Source organism: Actinoplanes lobatus, from assembly GCF_014205215.1.
GTDB classification, from domain to species: Bacteria; Actinomycetota; Actinomycetes; order Mycobacteriales; family Micromonosporaceae; genus Actinoplanes; species Actinoplanes lobatus.
Genome location: NZ_JACHNC010000001.1, coordinates 5293359 through 5313887 on the forward strand (window position 1 = coordinate 5293359; position 20529 = coordinate 5313887).

The 20529-nt window shown below is 70.8% G+C and carries 21 protein-coding genes; 12 read left to right on the forward strand and 9 right to left on the reverse strand.

Annotation, left to right across the window (positions count from 1 at the left end):
• The first annotated feature begins 1 nt into the window (after position 1).
• On the forward strand, positions 2-1120 hold the full coding sequence (locus BJ964_RS24340) for an LLM class flavin-dependent oxidoreductase (RefSeq protein WP_188122836.1): 1119 nt from the start codon (positions 2-4) through the stop codon (positions 1118-1120).
• On the opposite strand, the gene BJ964_RS24345 is transcribed toward BJ964_RS24340, so the two are convergent.
• Positions 1117-2100 (reverse strand): suppressor of fused domain protein, encoded by a 984-nt coding sequence (locus BJ964_RS24345; protein WP_188122837.1) that lies wholly within the window; start codon positions 2098-2100, stop codon positions 1117-1119. The genes BJ964_RS24340 and BJ964_RS24345 overlap by 4 nt on opposite strands.
• A 79-nt stretch (positions 2101-2179) precedes the next feature.
• Between BJ964_RS24345 and BJ964_RS24350 the strand changes: the two genes are divergently transcribed.
• From BJ964_RS24350 to BJ964_RS24370, 5 genes are all read left to right on the forward strand, one after another.
• Entirely contained in the window at positions 2180-3178 is a 999-nt protein-coding gene (locus BJ964_RS24350) for an SMP-30/gluconolactonase/LRE family protein (RefSeq protein ID WP_188122838.1), read from the forward strand.
• A gap of 49 nt (positions 3179-3227) precedes the next feature.
• Complete coding sequence (locus tag BJ964_RS24355) at positions 3228-3725, forward strand: GtrA family protein (RefSeq protein WP_229806875.1); 498 nt, start codon at positions 3228-3230, stop codon at positions 3723-3725.
• A 67-nt stretch (positions 3726-3792) separates the two neighbouring features.
• The gene (locus BJ964_RS24360) at positions 3793-4419 is read left to right on the forward strand and encodes a VanZ family protein (RefSeq protein WP_188122840.1); all 627 of its coding nucleotides are present in this window, start codon (positions 3793-3795) and stop codon (positions 4417-4419) included.
• A complete protein-coding gene (locus BJ964_RS24365; protein WP_188122841.1) occupies positions 4407-5069 on the forward strand; it encodes a response regulator transcription factor in 663 nt (220 codons plus the stop codon). The genes BJ964_RS24360 and BJ964_RS24365 overlap by 13 nt, the downstream gene beginning before the upstream one ends.
• Positions 5062-6141, forward strand: coding sequence for a sensor histidine kinase (locus BJ964_RS24370; protein WP_188122842.1), 1080 nt, complete (start codon positions 5062-5064; stop codon positions 6139-6141). Before BJ964_RS24365 ends, BJ964_RS24370 begins: the two co-directional genes overlap by 8 nt.
• Here BJ964_RS24370 and BJ964_RS24375 read toward each other — a convergent pair whose 3' ends face one another.
• From BJ964_RS24375 to BJ964_RS24395, 5 genes are read right to left on the reverse strand one after another with little or no spacing between them, the layout of a single operon-like run.
• Entirely contained in the window at positions 6142-6621 is a 480-nt protein-coding gene (locus tag BJ964_RS24375; protein WP_188122843.1) for a permease-like cell division protein FtsX, read from the reverse strand.
• A 20-nt stretch (positions 6622-6641) separates the two neighbouring features.
• A complete protein-coding gene (locus tag BJ964_RS24380; protein ID WP_188122844.1) occupies positions 6642-7322 on the reverse strand; it encodes a GNAT family N-acetyltransferase in 681 nt (226 codons plus the stop codon).
• On the reverse strand, positions 7319-8260 hold the full coding sequence (locus BJ964_RS24385) for an ABC transporter substrate-binding protein (RefSeq protein WP_229806874.1): 942 nt from the start codon (positions 8258-8260) through the stop codon (positions 7319-7321). The genes BJ964_RS24380 and BJ964_RS24385 overlap by 4 nt, the downstream gene beginning before the upstream one ends.
• Before the next feature lie 47 nt (positions 8261-8307).
• Positions 8308-9063 carry an amino acid ABC transporter ATP-binding protein gene (locus tag BJ964_RS24390; protein WP_188122846.1) on the reverse strand — a complete coding sequence of 252 codons (756 nt, stop codon included), beginning with the start codon at positions 9061-9063 and terminating at the stop codon, positions 8308-8310.
• Positions 9060-9968: an amino acid ABC transporter permease gene (locus BJ964_RS24395; protein ID WP_188122847.1), complete on the reverse strand. Its 909-nt coding sequence runs from the start codon at positions 9966-9968 to the stop codon at positions 9060-9062. The genes BJ964_RS24390 and BJ964_RS24395 overlap by 4 nt, the downstream gene beginning before the upstream one ends.
• Before the next feature lie 144 nt (positions 9969-10112).
• On the opposite strand from BJ964_RS24395, the gene BJ964_RS24400 reads away from it, so the two are divergent.
• From BJ964_RS24400 to BJ964_RS24415, 4 genes are all read left to right on the forward strand, one after another.
• Positions 10113-10955, forward strand: coding sequence for an ABC transporter permease (locus tag BJ964_RS24400; protein WP_188122848.1), 843 nt, complete (start codon positions 10113-10115; stop codon positions 10953-10955).
• 19 nt (positions 10956-10974) lie between these two features.
• Entirely contained in the window at positions 10975-11994 is a 1020-nt protein-coding gene (locus BJ964_RS24405) for a taurine ABC transporter substrate-binding protein (RefSeq protein WP_188122849.1), read from the forward strand.
• Positions 11981-12739: an ABC transporter ATP-binding protein gene (locus BJ964_RS24410; RefSeq protein WP_188122850.1), complete on the forward strand. Its 759-nt coding sequence runs from the start codon at positions 11981-11983 to the stop codon at positions 12737-12739. The genes BJ964_RS24405 and BJ964_RS24410 overlap by 14 nt, the downstream gene beginning before the upstream one ends.
• Before the next feature lie 119 nt (positions 12740-12858).
• Positions 12859-16332, forward strand: coding sequence for a hypothetical protein (locus BJ964_RS24415; protein WP_188122851.1), 3474 nt, complete (start codon positions 12859-12861; stop codon positions 16330-16332).
• Here BJ964_RS24415 and BJ964_RS24420 read toward each other — a convergent pair.
• From BJ964_RS24420 to BJ964_RS24430, 3 genes are all read right to left on the reverse strand, one after another.
• Positions 16329-17327: a hypothetical protein gene (locus BJ964_RS24420; RefSeq protein WP_188122852.1), complete on the reverse strand. Its 999-nt coding sequence runs from the start codon at positions 17325-17327 to the stop codon at positions 16329-16331. The two genes, BJ964_RS24415 and BJ964_RS24420, sit on opposite strands and share 4 nt — an antisense overlap.
• 91 nt (positions 17328-17418) lie before the next feature.
• Entirely contained in the window at positions 17419-17619 is a 201-nt protein-coding gene (locus BJ964_RS24425) for a DUF397 domain-containing protein (RefSeq protein WP_188122853.1), read from the reverse strand.
• Positions 17612-18499, reverse strand: coding sequence for a helix-turn-helix domain-containing protein (locus BJ964_RS24430; protein WP_188122854.1), 888 nt, complete (start codon positions 18497-18499; stop codon positions 17612-17614). Before BJ964_RS24430 ends, BJ964_RS24425 begins: the two co-directional genes overlap by 8 nt.
• Positions 18500-18862: 363 nt before the next feature.
• Here BJ964_RS24430 and BJ964_RS24435 point away from each other — a divergent pair, with 363 nt between their 5' ends.
• Together BJ964_RS24435 and BJ964_RS24440 are read left to right on the forward strand one after the other, a co-directional pair.
• A complete protein-coding gene (locus tag BJ964_RS24435) occupies positions 18863-19207 on the forward strand; it encodes a hypothetical protein (protein WP_307838037.1) in 345 nt (114 codons plus the stop codon).
• 518 nt (positions 19208-19725) lie between these two features.
• The gene (locus tag BJ964_RS24440; RefSeq protein ID WP_188122855.1) at positions 19726-20529 is read left to right on the forward strand and encodes an SAM-dependent methyltransferase; all 804 of its coding nucleotides are present in this window, start codon (positions 19726-19728) and stop codon (positions 20527-20529) included.

Here is a 20529-nt window from a genome sequence, read left to right on the forward strand (position 1 = left end):
CATGCCCGTACCCCTCTCGATCCTCGATCTGGCGCCGCTGGTCTCCGGCGGTGACGTGACCGACGCGCTGCGCCGAACGCTCGATCTGGCCCGAAGGGCCGAGCAGTTCGGCTACCACCGCTACTGGGTGGCCGAACACCACTTCACCCCCGGCGTGGCCAGTTCCCAGCCGGCGCTGCTGCTCGGCCAGATCGCCGCGGTCACCGACCGCATCCGGCTCGGCTCCGGCGCCGTGCAGACCGGCTTCCAGACCGCGCTGTCCATCGTGGAGCAGTTCGGGCTGCTCGACGCGCTGCACCCGGGCCGCTTCGACCTGGGCCTGGGCCGCTCCGGGCAGGCCAAGAAGGAGGCGCTGCGCCTTCGCGCCGAGGAGAAGCCGCAGCAGGAGGAGCGGGTCGTCGACGGGCTGCTCATCCCGAAGCCGTTCTCCTGGGCGCCGATCTTCGCGTCCAAGCGGACCGCCTTCGCCAGCGGCTTCCTCTACCAGCCCGGCGCCGAACCGCTCGGCCTCACCGAGATCCTCGACCAGATCGACGCGCTGCTGGCCGGGCCGGTCACCGACGACGAGGGCAACGAGGTGGTCGCCGTCCCCGGCGCCGGCGCCGACCTGGAGGTGTGGCTGCTCGGCAGCAGCGGCGGCGAGTCGGCCCGTACGGCCGGGGCCCGCGGTCTGCCGTTCGCCGCGAACTACCACGTGGCCCCGGCCAAGGTCCTGGAGGCGGCCGAGGCCTACCGGGAGTCGTTCGTGCCGACCGCGGCGCGGCCCCGGCCGCACCTGATGGTCTCCGCCGACGTGCTGGTGGCCGAGGACGACGAGACCGCCCGGCGTCTCGCGCGGCCCTTCGCGGTCTGGGTGCACAGCATCCGGACGGGCCTCGGCGCCGTCCCGTTCCCGAGCATCGAGGAAGCTTCCCTCTTCGAGTGGACCGACCAGGACCGGGCGCTGGTCGCCGACCGGGTGACCACCCAGTTCGTCGGCTCGCCCCAGACGGTCGCCGAACGGCTGGAGACCCTGCGGCGGGTGACCGGCGCCGACGAGCTGCTGGTCACCACGATCGCCCACGACCACGCCGACCGGGTCCGCTCCTACGAGCTGCTCGCCAAGGAGTGGTCGGCCTAGACCTCGATGATCACGCCGGTGGCGCCGGGCAGCGGGCGGCTGCCGGGCGTCAGCGCGGCCGGCAGAGCGGCGGCGGCCTCGGGCGGGAGATCCAGTTCGAGGACGCCGTCGCCCGGCCGGCGCACGGCGAACACATCGGCCGGGTTCAGGAAGATCCGCTGGCCGCCGTCGCCCTCCAGCAGCATCGGGCGGCCGTGCGGCAGGCGGGACGGGATGGCCCGCGCCAGCATCGGCGTGGTGATCTCCTGGAACCGCAGCCGGATCCGGTCGTCCTCGTCCGACCAGCCGCAACCGGCGACCATCAGCACGCCGGTCGACGAGCCGTCGCGCTGCCGGCCGGCCTCGATCGTGGCCCGCGCCTCCGGGTCGCCGGTGACCGACGGCCGGTCCAGGTCGGTGACCAGCAGCGGCAGCCGTTCGCCCAGCAGATCCAGCAGGCCCTGGCTGTTCCAGTGCAGGACCGCCTCGTACTCGCCGGTGGTCAGGCCGACGACCTGGACGAACTGGAGGCGGCCGTGGGGGGTGTCGATGGCGCCCAGTTCCGGGTCCTCGGCGAAGGCCAGAGCGGTCAGGTCGGTCTCGTAGTCCTGCCGGAGCGGGCCGTTGGCGTTCATGTGGTGGCCGGGCTCGAACCAGTTGCCGCTGGAGAACACGTACCGGGCCAGGTTCTGCAGCAGGTTCGCCGCCCACATCGGCGGCTCGGTCTCCCCGGCGGCGCGGGCCACCCGGAAGGTGAACTCGAAACCCCAGCCGGAATCCTCGGTCGGTTCGGCGTCGTCGTCGCGGGCGTACAGGTCGCTCATGCCGTAGCTGACCAGGTGCCAGTGGTCCTCCCGCGGGTAGAAGCTGACACCGTCGAGCGGGTCCGGGCCGCCCAGCGCGAACTTGATCAGCGTGCCGAAGTGCTGCGGCTCGACGCCGGGGTAGAACGTCTCGAGGCGGGCGTCGATGGCATCCCAGCCGGGCGCGTCGGAGGTCACCGCTGGATGAGATCACATCGAGGGCTGGCCGGTACCGGCGGGACCTGCGAGGATGCGGGCCTGATCATCAGGAGGACCGATGGCTCGCCGCAACATCAGCCCGCTCCGCTGGACGCCGCCCGCGCTCGACGACCCGGGACCCACCGGACAGCTGCGCGTCGCCCGGCGGCTGGCCACCGGCGGCAGCGGCCCCGAGGACGTGGTGTTCGACGCCGACGGCCGGGTGGTCTGCGGGACCGGCGACGGGCGGATCGTGCGGCTCGACCCGGTCACCGGGGAGAGCACGGTGCTGGCCGACACCGGTGGGCGGCCGCTCGGGCTGCACGCGCGCGCCGACGGCACGGTCCTGGTCTGTGACCACGACCTCGGGCTGCTCGAGGTGGGCGCGGACGGGTCGGTGACGGTGCTGGTGGACACGGTCGACGGTGCGCCGCTCACCTTCGCCAGCAACGTGGTGGAGAGCACCGACGGGACGATCTACTTCACCTCGTCGACCAGCCGGTGGAACCTCGACGACCATCTCGGTGACCTGTTCGAGCACTCCTGCACCGGGCGGCTGCTGCGGCGCGACCCGGACGGGACCGTCACCACCCTCGTCAGCGGGCTGAAATTCGCCAACGGGCTGGTGCTCGCGCCCGACGAGTCGCATCTGCTGGTCGCCGAGACGACCGGCTACCGGGTGCGGCGGCACTGGCTGGCCGGGCCGCGCGCCGGGGAGTCGGAGATCCTGGTGGAGAACCTGGCCGGGTTCCCGGACAACATGTTCCTCGGCAGCGACGGACTGCTCTGGATCGGGATCGCGGCGCCCCGCAACGCGCTGCTGGACCGGCTGCTGCCACTGCCGGGCCTCCTGCGGCTGCTGGTGTGGAACCTGCCCGAGGCGGTGCGGCCCAAGGCCGTACCGATCGCCTGGGTCATGGCCTTTGACCTCGACGGCCGTCGCGTCCACGATCTGCGGATCGCCGACGGGTCCTACGGTTTCGTGACCTCGGTGGCCGAACGCGACGGGACGATCGCGCTCGGTAGTCTCACCGAGTCGGACGTGGCAGTCCTGCATCCGGTGGCGCCCGTGCACTAGGGTCGCCGAAATGTGGTTGACCACCCTGGTGCGCAGACACCATGAAGCGGTGAAGTTCCTGTTGGTCGGGGGCATCTGCTTCGTCACGACGACCGTCATCAATTACGCGCTGAAGCTGACCGTGCTGCACGACAAGCCGGTCACCGCGCTGGCGGTCGCGACGATCATCGCCACCGTCCTGTCCTATGTGCTCAACCGCGAATGGTCCTTCCGCACGCGGGGCGGCCGGGAACGCCACCACGAGGCGGCGCTGTTCTTCTCGGTCAGCGCCATCGGCATCGCCCTCAACTCGCTGCCGCTGGCCGTCTCCCGGTACGTGCTGATGCTGCACGTGCCGGAGGTCAGCCGCCCGGTCCAGGAGGTCGCCGACTTCGTCTCCGGCATCGTGATCGGCACGCTGATCGCGATGTGCTTCCGGTTGTGGGCGTTCAAACGGTTCGTCTTCCCGCAGTCCGACGTACGGCCGAGCGCCCGTGTGCCGCGCGCCCGCAAGGGCCCGCGCAGCAGCGTGGTGCGTCACGACTCCGAGGTCCGTGAGGCCGGCTGACGTGTATCGCGGGCGTATCGAGAACCGCATACGCCACCGCAACGGCGCTACGGCTTGAATGGCCCGCATGAACCGAAGGATCGTGCTCCTCGTGCCGGCGCTGCTGGGCGTCCTCTACGTCCTCTACGTCATCCGCCGGCCGCTGTTGATGTCCGCTCCGCGCTGCCTGACCGGACACTGGCACGGTTGCTACGACACCGAGAACGGCGTCGTGCTGATGACGCTGGTGGGGCTGCCGTTGGCCCTGGCCGTGGCGTGGGCTCTGGCCCGCTCCCGGGGTTGGCGCCGGTCGCTCGCCGAGGTGGGCATGGTCTACGGGACGGTGCCGATGGTGTGGCTGACCCTGATGCCGGGGGCCGGCGCCGGTGCCGTCGAGGGGCGGGTCAGCCTCGTCCCGCTGCGGGACCTGGTCACGATGGGGCCGCTCGGGATCGGCGGCAACCTGCTGATCTTCGCGGCGCTGGGGTTCTTCGCCCCGATGCGGTTCGCGGCGCTGGCGACCGTGCCGCGGATCCTGGCGCTCGGCGCCGGCTGCTCGATCGTCGTCGAGATCCTGCAGTACGTCCTGCGCCTGGACCGGGTGTCGTCGGTCGACGACGTGCTGGTCAACGCGGCCGGCGCGGTGCTGGCGGGACTGGTGTCCCGCCGTTGGTGGGCGGTCGCCGAGTCTAGGGTCGAAGTATGCGTGTCTTGATCGTGGAGGACGAGCCGTACCTGGCCGAGGCGGTCCGGGACGGCCTGCGGCTGGAGGCGATCGCCGCCGACATCGCCGGGGACGGTGACACCGCCCTGGAGCTGCTCAGCGTCAACTCGTACGACCTGGCGGTCCTCGACCGGGACATCCCCGGCCCGTCCGGCGACGAGGTGGCCCGGCGGATCGTCGCCTCCGGCAGCGGCCTGCCGATCCTCATGCTGACCGCCGCCGACCGTATCGACGACAAGGCCTCCGGGTTCGAGCTGGGCGCCGACGACTACCTGACCAAACCGTTCGAGCTGCGCGAGCTGGTGCTGCGGCTGCGGGCGCTGGACCGCCGCCGCGGGCACGCCCGGCCCCCGGTCCTCCAGATCGCCGGCCTGCGGCTCGACCCGTTCCGCCGGGAGGTCTTCCGCGACGGCCGCTACGTGGCGCTCACCCGCAAGCAGTTCGCCGTCCTGGAGGTGCTGGTCGCCGCCGAGGGTGGCATCGTCAGCGCCGAGGACCTGCTGGAACGCGCCTGGGACGAGAACACCAACCCGCTCACCAACGCGGTCCGCATCACCGTGTCGGCGCTGCGCAAACGGCTCGGCGAACCGTGGCTCATCGCCACCGTGCCGGGCGTCGGCTACCGGATCGGGGATGCGTAGGCGCCCCGGGCTCAGCGCCCGCATGAAGCTCACCCTCAGCTACGCCGCGTTCCTCATGCTGGCGGGCACCCTGCTGCTCGGCGCGGTGTGGCTGTTCCTGCTGCGCTACGTCCCCGACCGGGCGCTCGTCGTCAGCGCCGAGACGCCGCCCACCGGCGTCTTCCCGGTCCGGAGCAACCTGCTGCGGGTGTTCGTGCCGCGGGCGGCCGCGGTGATGGGGTTCCTGCTGCTGTTCGGGCTGGCCGGCGGCTGGATCCTGGCCGGCCGGATGCTCGCGCCGCTGCACCGGATCACCGGCGCGGCCCGGCTGGCCGGAACCGGATCACTGTCCCACCGGATCCGGATGACCGGCCGCCACGACGAGTTCCGGGAACTGTCCGACGCGTTCGACGCGATGCTCGAACAGTTGGAGGCGCACGTCGACGAGCAGCGCCGATTCGCCGCGAACGCGTCACACGAGCTGCGTACCCCGCTCGCCGTCTCACGGACCCTGCTCGACGTCGCCCGGAGGGACCCGAACCGGGCCGGCGACGAGTTGATCGAGCGCCTCCATGCGGTCAACAAACGGGCGATCGACCTCACCGAGGCGCTGCTGCTGCTCAGCCACGGTGACCGCTTCGCGCGTACGGACGTCGACCTGTCGCTGCTCGCCGAAGAGGCCGCCGAGACGCTCCTGCCGCTCGCCGAACAGCGCGGCATCACGGTGGAGGTCACCGGCGGGCCGGCCAGGGTCAGCGGCTCCCCGGAGCTGCTGGCCAGAATGGTGACGAACCTCGTGCAGAACGCCATCGTGCACAACCTGCCGGCCGGCGGCACCGTCTCCATCCACACCGGGGCCGGCCTGCTGCGCGTCGAGAACACCGGCCGCCCGCTCCCGCCGGACCTGGTACCGACGCTCACCGAACCCTTCCAGCGCGCCTCGGAACGGGCCCGCACCGACGAACACGCCGGTGTCGGGCTCGGCCTGGCCATCGTGCACAGCATCGTGCGCGCCCACGACGGCACCCTGGAACTCGCCCCGGGCCCGGCCGGCGGGCTCCGGGTCACCGTCCGGCTTCCCGGAGCTTCCTGATCAGCTTGTCCGGCCCGAGTTCTGGTCGACCACGCTCTGGCGGCACTCCTCGATGGTGGTGCAGGGGAAGATGACCTCCCGGACGCCCGGCATCGCCTCCAGTTCGTCGGCGGCCGAGCCGTCACGGATCTCACGGCTGGTGGCGGCGTTCTCCGTCGTCAACCGGAACGACTCCGGCATGGAGTCCTCGTTGACCTGATCGACGAACTCCGGGTCGTCGGCCCAGATCTCCTTGAACTTCTCGTACGCCGCGGCCTTGGTCTCGAAGGTGACCTCGGTGACGCCGGGCTCCTTCTCCAGCCGGGCCCGGATGTCCGCCCTCTGCTGCTCGGTCACGTCGTCATCGAGGAAGACGCTGAACGACGCCGACTCGTCGAGGATCCGCTCGAACTTCTCCTTGTCGCTCTCCTCGAACAGCCCGCACCCGGCGAGCGCGGTGACGGCGATCACGATCGCGAAGAGGATCTTCAATAGTCGCACGGAGCGGCATGATAGCCGGGTCAGCGGGTTCGACGGTACTGCGTGAAATCGGTGGTCTTGCGCAGTTCGAAGCCGATCTCCTGGTAGAGCCGGATGGCGGTCTCGTTGCGCGCCGACGTGTGCAGGAACGGGATCTCGCCACGCTCCCGGATCCCCGCCGCGACCGCCCGCACCAGCCGGGTGGCCAGCCCCCGCTTGCGGAACCCCGGATCGGTGCAGACCGCGCTGATCTCGGTCCACCCCCGCGGGTGCAGGCGCTCGCCGGCCATCGCGATCAGCCGCCCGTCCGGAGAGCGCAGCCCCAGGTAGGTGCCGAGTTCCACGGTCCGCTTCCGGAACGGGCCCGGCTGGGTGCGCTCGACCAGGTCCAGCATCTCCGGGACGTCGGCGGCGCCGAGCGGCACCGCCCCGGGCGCCGGCTCGGACCGCAGCGTCGTGGCGACCAGTTGGACGCCGCCGATCCTGGTGTCCGCCTCCCAGCCGGGACGGGCCGCCCCGCCCGCCCCGGGGATCACGACCGCCTCGCCGAGCGGGACCAGTTCCGCCAGGTCGTTCCACGCCTTCGGGTCGGCCGGGTCGGCAAGGGCATGGAACGGGGCCACCTCGTGGTCGTACCGGGCGGCCCGCCCGTGCACCACCGCGAACCGTTCGTGCGCGCCGTGCAGCGAGTTCCAGGCGGGGTCGTCGAGCGGGTGCGTCACTTGCCCTCGATCGGCAGGCCAGGCGGGTTGACCTCGGCCTTCTGCACCGCCTCGTTCTTGAGGTTCCAGCGGTCCAGGATGCGCGCGTAGTCACCGGAGGCGATGAGCTTGTCGAGCGCCGCCGCGTACGCCTTGATCAGCCCGTTGTCCCTCTTGGTGGTGAGCGCGATCAGCCCCTGGAGGTCCTTGCCGGCGCCCGAGTAGGTGCCGACGATCTCGGTCTGCCCGGTGGTCGCCACGTGGTAGGCGGCCGACGGGTTGGGGCCGAGGTGCACGTCGATCTGGCCGGAGCCGAGGGCCAGGTAGACGGCCTGGTTGGTCTGGAAGTACTTGATGTCGACCGGCGCCAGCCCGGCCTTCTTCACCTCCTCGGCCCACTCCACCAGGATCTTCTCCTGGTTGGTGCCGGAGCTGACCGACACCCTCTTGCCGGCGATGTCGGCCGGCTTCGTGATGTTCAGCCCGGAGCCCTTCTTCGCGAGCCAGGCCAGGTTGTCCAGCCGGTAGGTGACGAAGTCGTACTTGAGCTTGCGCTCCTCGGTGACGGTGATGTTCGACGCGCCGAGCTGGTACTTCCCGCTGTCCAGGCCGATGAACAGGTTCTCCCACGAGGTGTTCTCCAGCACCGGCTCCAGGCCCAGCGTGCCGGCGATGGCCACCGCGATGTCCGGCTCGTTGCCGATCAGCGTCTTGTTGTCGGTGGCCGCGAAGGCGAGCGGTGGGAAGCCCGATCCCGCCGCGCCGACGCCGATCACCAGCTTGCCGGACGCCTTCACGTCCGGGGGCAGCAGCGCGGCGGCCGCCTCGTCCCTGGCCGGGACGATCCGGTTCTGCTCCGGCCCGGTGTTCAGCGTGGGCGCGGCCGCCGCTGCCGCGGCCACCGGCTTTTCCTCGGGCGCGGCGCAGGCGGTCAGGCTCAAGGCCACGACCGCGGACATCAAAATCCATTTTGTACGCATAAAAGCTCCCGATTATTGAAATGCGATCAGACGAGGACTTTGGAGAGGAAGGCTCGAGTCCGTTCGTGACGGGGGTTGTCCAGCACCTCGTGCGGCGGCCCCTGCTCGACGATCCGGCCCTCGTCCATGAAGACGACCGTGTCGGCGGCCTCCCGGGCGAACCCGATCTCGTGCGTCACCACGATCATCGTGGTGCCGGCCCGGGCCAGCTCGTGCAGCACGTCGAGGACCTCGCCGACGAGTTCCGGATCCAGCGCCGAGGTCGGCTCGTCGAAGAGGATCAGCTTCGGGTCCAGGGCCAGCGCCCGGGCGATGGCGACCCGCTGCTGCTGCCCGCCGGAGAGCTGCCGCGGGTAGGCGCCGGCCCGGTCGCCGAGCCCCACCAGGCCCAGCAGCTCGTGCGCGCGATCATTGGCGACGCCCTTGTGCCTGCCGAGTGCCGAGATCTGCGCCTCGGCGACGTTCTGCAGGGCGGTCAGGTGCGGGAAGAGGTTGAAGTTCTGGAAGACGAAGCCGATCCCGGCCCGCTGCCTGAGGATCTGCCGTTCGCTGAGCTCGTGCAGACGGTCGCCGGCCTGGCGGTAGCCGATCAGCTCACCGTCCACCCGGACCGTGCCGCGGTCCACCTTCTCCAGGTGGTTGATGCAGCGCAGCAGGGTCGACTTGCCGGAGCCGGACGGGCCCAGGACCACGGTCACCGTGCCGGCCCGCGCCGTGAGGTCGATGCCGCGCAGCACCTCGACGGCGCCGAAGGACTTGTGCACACCGGTGAGCTCGATCATCTCCGCAGAGCCGCCTTGAGTCGCTGGAACGGGGTGGGCGGCAGGACGCGGACCGCGCCGCGGGCGAAGTGCCGTTCGGTGTAGTACTGGAGGATCGACAGCAGCGCGGTGAGGATCACGTACCAGACGGTGGCGACCATCAGCAGCGGCACCACCCGGCCGTTGCGCCCGTAGATCACCTGGACCTGGTAGAAGAGTTCGCCGATCGCCAGGATGTACACCATGGACGTGCTCTTGAGCAGGCTGATCAGCAGGTTCGCGGCGTTCGGCAGGATGGCGCGCATGGCCTGCGGCAGCACGATCCGGTAGAACTGCCGCCACTTCGGGATGCCCAGCGCGGCCGCCGCCTCGTGCTGACCCTGGTCCACCGAGAGCAGCCCGGCCCGGATCACCTCACCGGCGTAGGCCGCCTCGTGCAGCGCCAGGCCCAGCAGCGCGGCGCCGAACGAGCTGATCAGGTTGACCGTCGGGAACGACCACCCCGGCCCGAACGGCACGCCGACCTGCAACGTCTCGTACAGGTAGCCGAGGTTCGCCCAGAACAGCAGCTGCACCAGCAGCGGCACCGACCGGAACACCCAGATGAAGGTCCAGCTCACCGCGGACAGCACCGGGTTGGGGGACAGGCGCATCGCGGCGAGCGGGATGCCGCCGAGGAAGCCGAGGACCGCGCCGGCGAGGGTCAGCTCGACGGTCAGCAGCAGCGCCTCGACGATCGACTCCTCCAGGAAGTACCCGAAGAAGGCCGGCCAGTCCCAGCCCGGGTTGGTGGCCAGACCGTGGACGAACTGGGCGAGCAGCACCAGCACCAGGGCGGCGCCGGCCCACCTCCACGGATGGCGGGCCGGCACGACGACGAGTTCGCCGGCGGCCTCCTTCGGCCGCTGCGGGATCAGCAGGGTCATGCGAGAACGCTAGGCAGCCGCTCAGGTAACCCACAATGCCTACTGGGTATATATGTTTAAACACATTGTTGCGGCTATTGCCTCAAACTCCATCTACGCGATAGGAATAGTCGGCATTCCCGCGTACCCCGGCCAGGAGAAACCGTGACCACCCTCGTCGCACCCGCGCCACCGACAGCGCCCACCGCGGCGCTCGCGCCCGGCGGCGGCCTCCGCCGCCGCCTCGCGCTGCGGTTCCTCGCGCTGCTCGCGCTCTACCTGCTGTGGGAGGCCACCGCGCGGATCATGCGCAACCCCACGTTCATCCCCCCACCCTCCGCGGTCTGGGACCAGCTCATCACCACCTCGACCACCCACGACGGGGTACGCGGATACAGCGGCCACCTGCTCGTCGAGCACCTCGGCGTCAGCCTCCGCCGCATCGTCATCGGGTCGGCCATCGGCATCATCGGCGGACTGATCCTCGGCGTGCTGATGGGCACCATCGGCTGGCTGCGCGTGGTCACCGAACCGGTCGTCACGTTCATCCGGGCGCTGCCGCCGCTCGCCTACTTCAGCCTGTTCATCATCTGGTTCGGCATCGACGAGACCCCGAAGCTGTGGCTGCTGTCGATCGCCGCGCTGCCCCCGGTCGCCGTGGCCACCGCCGCCGCCGTGCACGGCGCGCCCACCGGGCTCGTCGAGGCGGCCCGCGCGCTCGGCGCCGGCCGCTGGCAGACCACCCGCGACGTGGTGCTGCCCCACGCCCTGCCGGAAATCTTCACCGGCATCCGGCTCGCCGTCGGCGTCGCCTACTCGTCGGTCGTCGCCGCCGAGACGATCAACGGCGTACCCGGCATCGGCGGCATGATCCGCGACGCCCAGCGCTACTCCCAGACCGACGTGGTCGTCCTCGGCCTCTTCGCCATCGGCCTCTCCGGCCTGCTCATCGACTCCGTGCTGCTCACCGCTGAGAACAAGCTCATCCCCTGGCGCGGACGCGCCTGACCGATAAAGGAAACCCCCCGTGAAGAAACTCCTCGCCCTCGTGTCCGTCCTGTTCCTCGCCGCCTGCGGCGACGGCGCCGCCAGCGGTGGCGCCGACCCGGAACAGAAGACCATCCGCCTCGCCTACCAGGCGTTCCCGTCCGGCGACCTGATCGTCAAGAACCAGGGACTGCTGGAGAAGGCACTGCCCGACTACAAGATCACCTGGACCAAGTTCGACTCCGGCGCCAGCATCAACACCGCCTTCGTCGCCAAGAGCGTCGACATCGCGGCGATCGGCTCCAGCCCGGTGGCCCGCGGGCTGTCCGCGCCCTTGAACATCCCGTACCAGGTCGCCTTCGTCCTCGACGTGGCCGGCGACAACGAGGCGCTGGTCGCGCGCAACGGCAGCGGCGTCACCGACATCGCGTCGCTGCGCGGCAAGAAGGTCGCCACCCCGTTCGCGTCGACCGCCCACTACAGCCTGCTCGCCGCGCTCGACTCCGCCGGCGTCAAGGAGTCCGAACTGACCGTCGTGGACCTGGAGCCGCAGGACATCCTGGCCGCCTGGACCCGCGGTGACCTGGACGCCGCCTACAGCTGGCTGCCGTCGCTCGACGAACTCAAGAAGACCGGCAAGGTCCTGATCACCAGCCGGGAACTGGCCGCCGGCGGCAAACCCACCCTCGACCTCGGCGTCGTCTCCGCCGCCTTCGCCACCGCCCACCCGGAAGCCGTCGACGCGTGGCGCAAGGTCGAGGCGCAGGCACTCGACCTCATCACCACCGACCCGGACGCCGCGGCCAAGGCGGTCGGCGCCGAACTCAACCTGTCCGCCGACGAGGCCAAGGCCCAGCTGTCGCAGGGCGTCTTCCTCAAGCCGGCCGAACTGTCGTCGCCGGAATGGCTGGGCACCGAGGGCAACCCCGGCAAGCTCGCCGACAACCTGGTCAGCGCCGCCGAGTTCCTCAAGTCCCAGCAGAAGATCGACGCCGTGCCGGCGCTCGCCGACGTACAGAAGGCGCTCTACGTCAAGGGACTGCCCGGTGTCCTCGGCTGACGCGATCGTCCTGGACGGCGTCTCCCATGCCTACGGGGACGTCACCGCCGTCGGGCCGGTCGACCTGACCGTCCCGGCGGGGGAGTTCCTCGTCCTCGTCGGGGCGTCCGGGTGCGGCAAATCCACCCTGCTGCGCCTGATCGCCGGCTTCGAACAGCCCACCGCCGGCACCGTCCGCACCGCCGGCCGGGCGCCCGTCCCCGGGCGCGGCGCCGGCCTGGTCTTCCAGCAGCCCCGGCTGTTCCCGTGGAAGACCGTCGGCGGGAACGTGGCGCTGGCCCTCAAATACGCCGGCCTGCCCGCCGGCCCCGACCGGGTCGACGAGCTCCTCGCCCGGGTCGGCCTGCACGACGTGGCCGGCCGCCGCACCTGGCAGATCTCCGGCGGCCAGCAGCAGCGGGTGGCGATCGCCCGCGCCCTGGCCGTCGACAACCCCCTGCTGCTGCTCGACGAGCCGTTCGCCGCGCTGGACGCACTCACCCGCGAGAAACTCCAGGACGACCTGCGCCGGGTCAGCACCGAGACCGGCCGGACCAGCGTCTTCGTCACCCACAGCGTCGACGAGGCGGTCTTCCTCGGCAGCCGGGTCGTGGTGCTCACACCCCGGCCCGGGCAGATCGCCCTCGACCTGCGGATCGGGCTCCCGCGTACCGGGGTCACCGCCGACGAGCTCCGCGGCTCACCGGAATTCGCGGCCCTGCGCACCGAGGTGGGCCAGGCCATCCGCGAGCGCGTCACCGCCTGAACCACTCCCCGGGAGGCCGGACCGCACCGTCCGCGGCCCGGCCTCCCCCCATCGCCCCGCCGCCGCTTTCGGCAGAGCCGAGACAGCACGCAGGGGCGGTGGGGAGCAGAATGCTCCTCATGATCGAGGCGACCCGGGAACTGCTCGCCGTCCTTGAACCGCTGCCCTACCGCAAGCGGCTGCATCACGTCGCCGCGTGGGCCAAGACCGCGCCGGAGCGGGCGGCGGTCTGCGCTGATCTACGGGCGGGTGGGCAGTACGAGCGGCATCTCGCGCTGATCGCCGCGATGTCCAGCCGGGACCTGGCGGCGATCGACGAGTTCGCCGGCGATCCGGTGCCCACGCTGCGGGCCGTCGCCCTGGACGCCGCGCTGCGCACCGGGACGCTCGCCGGGCGGATCGCGGATCTGACGGCGGTCGACCGGCGACGGCTCTACCGCAGGGTGCGGCGGCTGCGCCGGCCCGATCTCGCCGACCGGCTGATCCGCGACGTGCTGACCTACCACGGGCCGCGGGAGGCCGCCGCGGTGCTGCCCGCGTGCGGCGCGGACACGGTACGGGAACTGCTGCCCACCCTGGAACACCTGGTCAACATGGCCGCACTGGCCCGCCGGCACCCCACCCCGGTCCACGAGCGGTTCCGGGAACGGCTGGCCGCCGCCGAACCGGCCCGGCGCACCTGGATCTGGTACGAGGCCGCCCAGCCGATCCTCGACGGCGACCCGGAAGTCGCCCTCGACCTGCTGGAACGGTACGGGCCGGAGGATTCACTGCCGAGCGCGCGTCACGCGTACGCCCGATTGGCTCTGATCGACCCGGAAAGGGTGACCGCGCTGCTCAGCGCGCCCGGCCGCCGGGCCTGGCTGCTCCGCACGCCGCTGAGGCCGTCGCTGCTGCGGCGTCTCGCCGTCCTGCCGGACGAGCGGTTGGCACCGTTCGCCCGGCTGATCCGGGACCGTTCGCTGCCGGACCTGCTCGCCGCGCTGCCGCCGGCCCGTCGAGGTGCGGTGTACGACGCCGCGCTGGCCGATGTGGACACCGGAAAGCGCGTTCCGGTGGTTCGTGAGATGGAGGTCCTGCCCGCCGCGATCCGGATCCGTGAGGCGCGGCGGATCCTGGCCCTGCCGGTGATCCGCGACGACGAGGCGCAGGCGCTGACCTGGAGTTCCTTCCTGGACTTCCCGGCCGCCTCGGCCGCCTTGGAGAGCGCGATCCGAGCCGGCGACGCGGGCGTGCGGGCCCGCGGATACGCGCTGCTGGTCGCCGCCGCCCTGCGCACCCGCGACCCGCGGACGGTGGCCGAGGTGACCGCCCGGCTGCGGTGGCTGCGCAACGAACACGACCCGGTCCGGACCGCCGCGCTCACCGCCTTGGTCGGCGCGGCCCGCCTGCTCACCCCGGCCGCGGTGGACGACCTCTCCAAGATCACCACCGACGCGATCGAGGCCCGGGACGCCTCACCCGCCGGCATCGGCGCGCTCGGCCGGCTGGCGATCGGGGTCCTGCACCACCATTTCGACGAGCCGGAACTGGTGGAATGGGCGGTCGCGACCATCGAACGGACCTCCACCGTCTGGTCGGTGCCGTCGCTGCACCGCCTCGATCTGCTGCGCCGCGGTCAGGAGGTGATGGTGTTCGCGCGGCTGCGGCCCTTCGTGGCGGCGGCCTCGGCGCGCGGTTCGCACCGGCCGCTGTTCGCGCTCACCGCCGCGCTCGGCGACCGGGCACACCACCTTCAAGACCTTCAAGACATGCTGCGTACGGCCATCGCCGACACCCGTGAGGCGGTCGGATACTGGCTGGACGACCGCCGTACCCGGGGCGAACGGGTGGCCGAGGTGCTCGCCGTCGACCCGGAGACGGCGCGGCTCCCGATCGTCTGGCAGACCGTCTGCGCCAACCGGACCGACCTGCTGGACACGGTGCTCGACGCGATGGAGCCCCACCGGGTGCCGGCCGGCGTGCCCCACCCGGAACGCTGGCTGCCCCGTCAGCAGCGCCGGTTCGTGGACCTGATGGAACGGGTCGTGGACGCCGCCGGCGTGCCGTCCCGGGAACGGGCGGAGGCACTGCGGGCCGCCGCGCGGGTGCCGGAGGCGGGCCGGGAACTGGTCCGGCGTCATCTCGACTCGCCCGACGTGGTGCTGGCGGAGGCGGCCCTCGGTGCGCTGATCTGGACCGACCGGCCCGACCTGGCGCTGCCCGACCTGCTCGCCCACGCCGGCGGGGAGCGGGCCCGGGTCGCCCTGTACGCGGCGGCGCGGGCGGTCGGGCACATCCCGCCGTCCCGGCTGCCCGGGCTGCTGAACACGGTGCTGACCGGTCCGGCCAAGGTCACCAGCCGCAAGGAGGCGGTCCGGCTGCTCGGCCGGTACGGGCCGCCGGGGGCGATGGGGACGCTGCTGGAGGCGTACCGGCTGGACGGCCAGCACCGGGACGTACGCGCCGCGATCGTGTCCACCGCACGCCAGAATCTCGACGTCGAGGAGAGCTGGACGATCCTCGACGCGGCGGCCGGCGGCAGCCGGGAGGAGTACGAGGCCGTGCTCGGCGCCGTCCCGGCCCGGGTGCCGGTGGAGCACCGGCCCCGCTATGCGGCTCTGGTCGTCGCGGCGTGCCACGTCCCGGACCGGGAGATCCGGCGCGCCGCCTACCGGGAGCTGCCCCGCTGGGCGCCCTGGTCCGGCGATCTCACCGGGATGCTGGTCGACCGGATCACCGACCTCGACGAGGTCCTCGACGGCGACGAGGCCGCCCGGCTGATGGCCCACGCCGGCACCGGCTGGCTCGACACCGCACTCGACCGCCTCGCCGCGCTGGACACCGCCGAAGGCGGCCTTGCTCGCCTCCGTGCTCCGGACGTCGCTGATGGTGGGCTCGGGCGCCTCCGTGCTCCGGACGTCGCTGATGGTGGGCTCGGGCGCCTCCGTGCTCCGGACGTCGCTGATGGTGGGCTCGGGCGCCTCCGTGCTCCGGACGTCGCTGATGGTGGGCTCGGGCGCCTCCGCGCTCCGGACGTCGCTGGTGGTGTGCTTGGTCGCCTCGGTGCGGGGGACGTCGCTGGTGGTGTGCCTGGTCGTCCTGTTGTGCGGGACGCCGCTGGAAGCGGGGTCGTCCCGTCGCGGGCGGATCGGCCGGCCCGGCGGCGGATCGAGCTGATCGTGCGGGCCGCTGCCCGGCGCGGTTCGGGTGTGGGCCGTGCCGAGTTGATCCCGGAGATCCGGCGGCTCGCCGGGCGGCCCGGCTATCTGCGGCTCGCCCTGGCCTCGCTGGTGGAGTTGGGGCGCCTCGACAACCTGGACGAGATCGCCGACCGGTGCGCGGGCCGTCCGGTGGTCACAGTGGATGTCGCCCAGCGGGTGGGCGCACGGGTGCGCCAGCTGCCCGAGCTGATCGACGCGGAGGTCCTGGCGCCGCTGATCCGCGGCCTCACCGCCCGCGGCGACCTGCCGGGTGGTCTCATCGCGCTGTCGCTGGCCCGGATCGGCGCGACCTTCGGGTGGGGGTGGCCGTGGCGCGATCTGCTGCTCGCGCTCCGGGCCCACCCCGACCCGGAGGTCAGCGACAGCGCCTACGAGATCGACATGGGTTAGAGCTTCTTGACGACGACCTTCTTGCCGGACGCCTTGACCGAGTACTTGACGGTCTTCTTCGTCCACGGGTTGACGGCGTACACGTTGACGCCACTCGTCACGTTCTTCACCTTGACCATGTTGACGCCGGTCTTGCTGTTGACCGTCGACACGTCGGTGCGAACCACCTTGCGCAAGGTGGAGACCTTCACCTTGCGGCCCTTGGCTGCCTTGCGGGTGTCGGCGGCGCCGAGCTTGGCGGCTTGCTGCACGGTGGCCGGCATGTCGAGGTACGCGACTCCGGTGGCCAACGTCTTGTAGTCGATCGTCTGGCCGGCCGTCGGGAGGGTCACCGACTGCGGTCCGTACGAGTAGTCCAGCGACACCGCGATGGTGCTGCCGTCCTCGGTCACCGTGACGTCCGTCCCGGTCAGCACGGAATCGACGTTTACGTGCAGCGCGAAGACCACGCCGTCCTCGGCGCTGAACGCGTAGTCGGCCGAACCGTCGTCGTGGACCGTCTTCGTGCCCGGGACGGAGTTGTCACTGCTCAGGTCGCCCACGCCGGGTGTGTTGTCGTCCAGGTCGATCGTCTTGTCGGCGGCGAAGGCGTACGTCACCGAGGCGCGGCCCATCATCTTGAGCGCTGCCTTCGACTGGGTGTCGGCGATCGACTGGTAGACGCCGGCGCCCTCGGCCATGAACACCGTCGTCGTGCCGTACCCGCTGAGCGAGACAACATCGGAGAGCCGCCCGTGCGCACGGTCCGCGGTGATCGTCTCGGTGCCCTTCACGACGTCGCCGGACAGCGCGAAGCTGTATTCCGCGGCACCCTTCCAGCCGACAGCGGCGGCCGAGTCGCTCGCCGCCGACACCTGCTCCAGAGCCGTTTTCATCTCGGCCGCGGTGAGTTCGGTGGTGGTGTCGGCCGCGTAGGCGGCGCCGGGCGCGACGAGCAGGCTCGCGGCCACGGCGGCGCTGGCGAGAAGGACGGCGGGGCGGGTCAGAACAGACATACGGCAGAATCCCAATGGGGTCGCGAAGCGGATGTTTCAGGTGCCGTCAGGTATCGGCCGACGCCCGGTGCACCTGAATGTCCGCCCGCTGTCAGTTCGTGAGGCGGCCGGCCTTCACGTCGTCGAGGAACGCGGACCAGGCCACCTGCGAAAACACGAGCATCCCGCCGTCCCGGTCCTTGCTGTCCCGAACCCCCACGACGCCGACTAGGTTGTCCGCGACCTCGACGCAGTTTCCCTCTGAGCCGCTCCTGCTGCTCTTGCGCCAGACAGCACCGCTCAGGTCACTCACGCGACCACCTTTCCTTGATATCGCCGATCAGCTTTCGTGAATCGATTTGATCGGCAGCCCTCTTGTCGAGGTCGTTCCAGATGGATTCATACATGCCGACCTCGCTGGGCTTGTCCAGGTAGAGGCTGCCCGTCGGGTGTTCCTGATAGATCGTTGTCGGCTCCGGATCGCGAGCCGAGGTCTCCCTTGGGAATTCCAGGATCACAAACGGGCCGTGGAAGCCCTTGTGTAGCCCCGCAGCCAGTGGCATGACTCGGATGCTGAGGTTCGGGCGCTCACCGAGGGCGAGCAGATTGCTCAACTGATCGACCATCACTTGCGAGCTGAAGCCTCTGAGGAGAGCCGCCTCGCTGAGGATGATCTCCAAATGGGCTGCCTTGGGTTCGCGCCGGGTGAGGATCTGTTGCCGCTTCTGCCGAACCGCGGCACGTAGGTCCACCACCTCAGGACTCGGCTCGCCGGCCAACGCTGCGGCAACGATGATCGCTCGTGCGTAAGCCGGGCTCTGTACCAGTCCGGGGATCACCTCGGACTCGAAGTGGCGAATCCGGGAGGCGGCTGATTCCATGCCGAGAAAGAGTTGGAACCACTCCGGGATGTCGGCGTAGTCCTGCCACCAACCGCGAGACTTCGATTGCCGGGCGAGTTCCTTCAGCGCCTCGGTGAGGGCTGTGTCGGCTCCGTAGAGCTGACACATGACGCCGACATCGTTCGGATGAATCGGCACCTGACCTGTCTCGTAACGCCAGAGGCGGGGTTTGCTCCATTCGAGAGCGGCGATCGCCTCCGTCATCGTCAGCTGGCGAGCTTCGCGTAGTTCCCTCAACTTCCTCCCGAGTTGTCGGCGTGGAACCGTTGATCCGCTTCCGGGCGTTGTCACCGCGTAACCCCCCGCAGGTCCGTTGCGTAACCCTTTTTCCTTGCTCTGCGTAACCGTGATGGCCCGAACGTATCTACTTGAGACAGTCTGTCGCGTAAAGGTTGCGCCCACCAGTCACCCATCGGGAACATCGGACTCGGCGGTCGTTCGATCCGCTTCCCGAATTCCGGTGTCCTTGTCAGCGAATGATCACGTGGATCAGGGCACCGGCCCGGACCGGAGGTGTGTGGTGCTGGCGGTGGCGATGGTCTTCCTTGCGGTCGGGTTCGCCACCGGCCTCTGCCTCTTCAAGATCAAGAGCCGATGGTGCCCCCATTGTGGAGCGACGACCGTGGCGAATGTGCCGGAGAAGGGAACACCCCCGTGGCCGCCGAAGCGCTGACCTGCCCGCGCCCGGATCCGGCCACCGAACACGTTCCGGCCCGGCCGAGCTGGGACTGCCGGGCCTGTGGTGCCCCGTGGCCCTGCGCTCCCGTGAAGGTCACGCTGCTGGACGAGTACCGGGAGTTCCCGTCGGTGCTGATGCTCTACCTGGCCACCCAGTTCCACGCCGCGGTCGAGGACCACCTGGCTACGACCGGCGCCATCCCCACCGATCTCTACGCCCGCTTCCTCGCCTGGCCGCGCCGAGCCCCCAAACCTGACCGCGACCAGCCGGCACTCGGCGCTGTCCCAAGACGCACGAAACGGCCCTGGCGGCCGGCCTGAGCCTTCCGGTTGGCTGCCGGTGAGGCAGCGCCGGCGGCCAGTAGACGGACTGATCGGATGGCGGCTGAGCTTGTCCAGCCTCGTCGTGGGTGCTGTCTCGGCGCCGGCCTCCCAAGCGGGCGGGTGCACACGTTCGGGCGGTCGAAACCGTGGTGGCCGCACACGGAAGGCATCGCGTGCGCGGCCGTCACGGCTATATGCCACGTAGGCGACCGCGACACTGCCTTCGTGTGCGCCCATCCACCCTGGGGCTGGGCGGGATCGGGTTCGGGTCGGCGTACGAAATCGGTTTTCACCAGGGTCTGGTGGGCACCCAGCCGCCGCACCCCGAACGTCCATCCGTCCTGCTGGCGGTCATGCCACGGAGCCCTGAAGCGGGCGCTGCGGGGCGGATCCGGAAACGGCTCGTACCGGTGATGAGGGGTGGTCCGGAACGGCTCGGACCGGAGACGGCCGGGGTTCCGGAACATCGTCCGTCCGGTGTGGACCGGAAAGGATTAGGGCGTATGCTTCCCGCCATGACCGACAGTGACGCGGCCAAGCTCGACACGAGCGTGCCGCACTCGGCCCGGGTGTGGAACTACTGGCTCGGTGGGAAGGACAACTTCCCGGTGGACCGGGCGGTCGGTGACGACTTCGCGAATCTGTACCCGGACATCACCGTGGTGGCGCGGCACTCGCGGGCGTTCCTGAAGCGGGCGGTCACGTTCCTGGTCCAGGAGCGGGGGATCCGCCAGTTCCTGGACATCGGCACCGGCATGCCGACCGCGGAGAACACGCACCAGGTGGCGCAGGCCGCGGCCGCCGACGCGCGGATCGTCTACGTCGACAACGACCCGCTGGTGCTGGTGCACGCGCGGGCGCTGCTGACCAGCACGCCCGAGGGGAAGACCGACTACGTCGACGCCAACCTGCACGAGCCCGCCGAGATCATCGAGGCGGCGCGGGACACGCTGAACTTCGACGAGCCGGTCTGTCTCATCCTCATGAACATTCTCGGTCACGTGCCCGATCTTGATCAGGCCGTGTCGATCGTCCGGCAGTTGCTCGCGGAGCTGCCGCCGGGCAGCTACTTCCTCACCGCCGACGGGACGAACGTGATCGACGGCCCGGCGTTCGAGGAGGCGATCGGGGTGTGGAACGCGAACGCCCCGCTGTCGTACCACCTGCGCCACCCCGACCAGCTCAGCCGCTTCATCGAGGGCCTGGAGGTCCTGGAGCCCGGCCTGGTGCCGTGCTCGAAGTGGCGCCCGGCCGCCGACGCCGCCGGCGAGAACCTGCGCGAGGTCGACGAGTTCGGCGCGGTCGCCCGCAAGCCCTGA